The 3,965-nt window shown below is 72.6% G+C and carries 3 protein-coding genes; all 3 read left to right on the top strand.

Translation table 11 applies throughout. From position 1 onward, the window contains the following. The coding region (locus G5C51_RS40410) for a sensor histidine kinase (protein WP_165245683.1) at positions 1–1,035 on the top strand (1,035 nt) is incomplete at its 5' end. After that, a complete protein-coding gene (locus G5C51_RS40405) occupies positions 1,032–1,706 on the top strand; it encodes a response regulator transcription factor (protein WP_338118496.1) in 675 nt (224 codons plus the stop codon). The genes G5C51_RS40410 and G5C51_RS40405, both read left to right, overlap by 4 nt. Positions 1,707–1,812: 106 nt before the next feature. Beyond that, the coding region (locus tag G5C51_RS40400) for an MMPL family transporter (protein ID WP_165245681.1) at positions 1,813–3,965 on the top strand (2,153 nt) is incomplete at its 3' end.

The raw sequence follows: 3,965 nt of genomic DNA, 5'->3' as shown, positions 1-3,965 counted from the left end.
GAGGAGTCCTGGGCGGCCACCGTCGTGGGGTGGGGGCTGGTCGCGGTTGCCTGCGGGTCGCTCTACTTCTGGCGGCGGTGGCCGGTGGCGGTCGCCGTCGTCAGCTTTGCGGCCACGGCCGCGTATTACCTCAGCAGCCGGTACGACGGGCCGCTGATGGTGGTGCCGATCGTGGCGCTGTACGCGGTCGCCGCCGCCGGGCGGCTGAAGGCGGCCGTGGCGATCGCCGCCGCCATGCTGATCGGCACCGGCGCCGGCACCCTCGCGGGCAATGACGAGATCAACGGGATCGCGCTCTTCATGCTCACCGGCTGGCTCGTCGGCATGGTGGCGCTGGGCAGCATGCAGCACGGGCGGCGTGCGTACGCCGAGGAGGAGGCCAGGCGCCGGGCCACCGAGGAGCGGCTGCGTATCGCGCGGGAGTTGCACGATGTCGTCGGGCACAACATCTCCATGATCAATGTGCAGGCGGGCGCCGCCCTGCACCGGCTGAAGAAGACCGCGGACCCCGAGGACACCTCCGTACAGGCACTCACCGAGATCAAGGCGAGCAGCAAGGAGACGCTGCGCGAGCTGCGGGCCACCCTCGGGGTGCTCCGGCAGGTCGACGAGGCGGCGCCGACCGCGCCGCCGCCGGGCGTCGAGCGGCTGGAGGAGCTCGCTGCCGGCGCCCGCCGGGCCGGGCTCGCGGTGACCGTCGAGACCGCCGGTGCACCGCGGCCGCTGCCCGCCGAGGTGGACCTCGCCGCGTACCGGATCGTGCAGGAGTCGCTGACCAACGTCACCCGGCACGCCCGCGGCGCCACCACCGCGACCATCCGGCTGCGCTACGGGCCGGACGAACTCGACTTGTCCGTGACCGACGACGGCCGCGGCCCCGCCGGCTACGCGGAGGGTACCGGCAGCGGCGTGACCGGCATGCGCGAGCGCGCCCGGCTGCTCGGCGGGCAACTCACCGCGGGCCCACGACCGGACGGCGGGCCGGGCTTCGTGGTCGAGGCCACGCTGCCGTACGAGAACCTAGGAGCTCAGTGAACAAGATCAGAGTCCTGCTGGCGGACGACCAGCGGCTGGTGCGGGCCGGGTTCCGGTCGATCCTCGAGGACGAGGACGACCTCGAGGTGGTCGGCGAGGTCAGCGACGGCGCCGCGGCGGTGACCGCCTGCCGGGAACTGCGGCCCGACGTCGTCCTCATGGACATCCGGATGCCCGAGGTGGACGGGCTCGAGGCGGCCCGGCGGATCGCCGGCGACGAGCGGCTCGCGGAGGTCAAGGTGGTCATCCTGACCACCTTCGACCTCGACGACTACGTGTACGGCGCGCTGCGCGCCGGCGCCACCGGCTTTCTGGTGAAGGACACCGAGCCGGAGGAGCTGATCCACGCGGTACGGGTCGCGGCCCGCGGCGACGCGCTGATCAGCCCGTCGGTGACGCGGCGGCTGATCGCGGAGTTCGCGGGCCGGGTCAAGGCGCCGGAGCCGTCGCCGCGGCTGAACGCCCTGACCGAGCGCGAGCGCGAGGTGATGGTGCTGGTCGCGGCGGGCCTGACGAACGACGAGATCGCGGAACGGCTGGTGCTCAGCCCGGCCACGGCGAAGACCCATGTCAGCCGGATCATGACCAAGCTGGCGGTGCGGGACCGCAGCCAGCTGGTGGTGATGGCGTACGAGACGGGGATGGTCAGCCCGGGTTGGCTGGCGGACTAGCAACCGGGGCGGTACGACCCCGCACTGCCCCGCAACTCCCGTGGTACGCCAGGTGCCCGCCCGGGGCTGACGCCCCGGCCCGTAGCGCGGCCGCAGCCTCTAGGGCATGAGCACTGACATACGCACGTCCCCGGCCGCCGGGCCCGGGTTCTTCTCCCGCCTGGCCGGATGGTCGCAGCGGCACCGCTGGGGTGCCCTGCTGCTCTGGGTGGTGGTGGTCGCCGCGATCACCGCCGGTGCCCAGGCGGCGGGCAACAGCTACCGCAATGACTTCTCCCTCCCCGGCACCGACTCCCAGGCCGCCACCGACCTGCTCAAGGAGCACGGCGCCGCGCAGGCCGGGGACAGCGTGCAGATCGTCTTCAAGGACGAGGGCGGGCTGCGCGGCGGCGGCTCCGACCGCGCCGGCATCGAGCGGATGCTCGGGAAGGTCGCGGACCTGCCGTCGGTGACCGGGGTGCGCAGCCCGTACGAGGACCGCGCCGCCGTGTCCGAGGACGGCACGATCGGGTACGCCACCGTCACCCTCGCCGGCAAGGCGGAGGAGGTGCCCAAGGCGGATGTCGTACGGATCATCGACACGGCGCAGGCCGCGGCCGGCGACGGCCTCGACGTCGAGCTCGGCGGCGACGCCGTGCGCGGCGCCGTCGAGGAGGAGGGCGGGGCCGCCGAGGGCGCGGGCATGCTCGCGGCGCTGGTCGTGCTCGTGCTGCTCTTCGGGTCGCTGGTGGCGGCCGCGCTGCCGCTGGTGACGGCGCTGTTCGCGGTCGGCGGCGCGATCGGGCTGATCGGGCTCGCGTCCCATGTCTTCACGATCGCCGACTTCACGCCGCCGATCATGATGCTGGTCGGGCTCGGCGTGGGGGTGGACTACGCGCTGCTGATCTTCTACCGCTACCGGCACGAGCTGACGCGTGGGTCGGATCCGGCGACGGCGACCCGTACCGCACTGGACGCCGCCGGGCGGACGGTCTTCTTCGCCGGCTGCACCGTGATCATCGCGCTGCTGGGCCTGGTGGCGCTGGGGCTGGGGTCGCTGCAGGGCGTGGCGCTCGCGGTGGCGCTGACGGTGCTGGTCACCATGGCGGCGTCGCTGGTGCTGCTGCCCGCGCTGATGGCCGTATTCGGGAAGCGGATTCAGCGGCACGTACTGAAGCGGGCGTCGAAGGCTGCGGCCAAGGGCAAGGTGGAGGGCGCGGGTTGGCGGCGTCTGGGCGCAGCGGTGCAGCGACGGCCGCTGCCCGCGCTGCTGATCGCCGTGATCGCGCTGGGCGCGCTGGCGGCCCCGGCCGCGGGCATGCGGCTGGGCTTCGCGGACGCGGGCAACGATGCCGCGGACTCGACCAGCCGCAAGGCGTACGACCTGCTGGCCGAGGGCTTCGGCCCCGGCTTCAACGGCCCGCTGATCGTGACCGGCAAGGCCGACGGGGGCGTGGGGGAGGAGCTGCGCGAGGCCCTGACCGCCGCGGACGGCGTCGCCGCCACGACCCCGCCGCTGCCGTCCGAGGACGGCTCGCTCACCACCGTCATGGTCTTCCCGGAGACCGCCCCGCAGGACGAGGGCACCGAGCGGCTGGTGCACGCGCTGCGCGATGACGTGCTGCCGGGGGTGTCGGACCGTACGGGTGCCGACTTCCTGGTCGGCGGATCGACGGCCGCGACGCAGGACTTCGCGGATACGGTGGCGGACCGGCTGCCGCTCTTCGTCGCCATCGTGGTCGGCATGTCGGCGCTGCTGCTGATGGTGGTGTTCCGGTCGGTGCTGATCCCGATCAAGGCGGCGCTGCTGAATCTGCTGTCGATCGCGGCGGCGTTGGGCGCCATCACATTGGTCTTCCAGGAGGGCTGGTTCGGGGTGCAGCCGGGGCCGATTGAGGCCTTCATCCCGGTGATGATCTTCGCGATCGTCTTCGGGCTGTCGATGGACTACGAGGTCTTCCTCGTGTCGCGGATCCATGAGGAGTGGGAGCGGACGAAGGACCATTCGTACGCGGTGCGGGAGGGCCTGGCGGCGACGGGGAAGGTCATTACGGCGGCTGCGGCCATCATGATCGTCGTCTTCGCGGCCTTTGTGCTGAGCCCGAGCAGGATGCTGCAGCAATTCGGGCTGGGTCTGGCGGTGGCAATCCTGCTGGATGCGGTGGTGATCCGGTGCTTGATTGTGCCTGCCGTGATGCAGGTGATGGGGCGGCGGGCTTGGTGGCTTCCGGGGTGGTTGGAGAGGCGGGTGCCGAGGGTGGCGCTGGAGCGGGTGGAGGG

It is taken from the genome of Streptomyces coryli (assembly GCF_011044975.1).
In the GTDB taxonomy this organism is placed as follows: domain Bacteria; phylum Actinomycetota; class Actinomycetes; order Streptomycetales; family Streptomycetaceae; genus Streptomyces; species Streptomyces coryli.
Note: the sequence above shows the minus strand (reverse complement) of the source record. Positions and strands in the feature narration are given on the sequence as shown.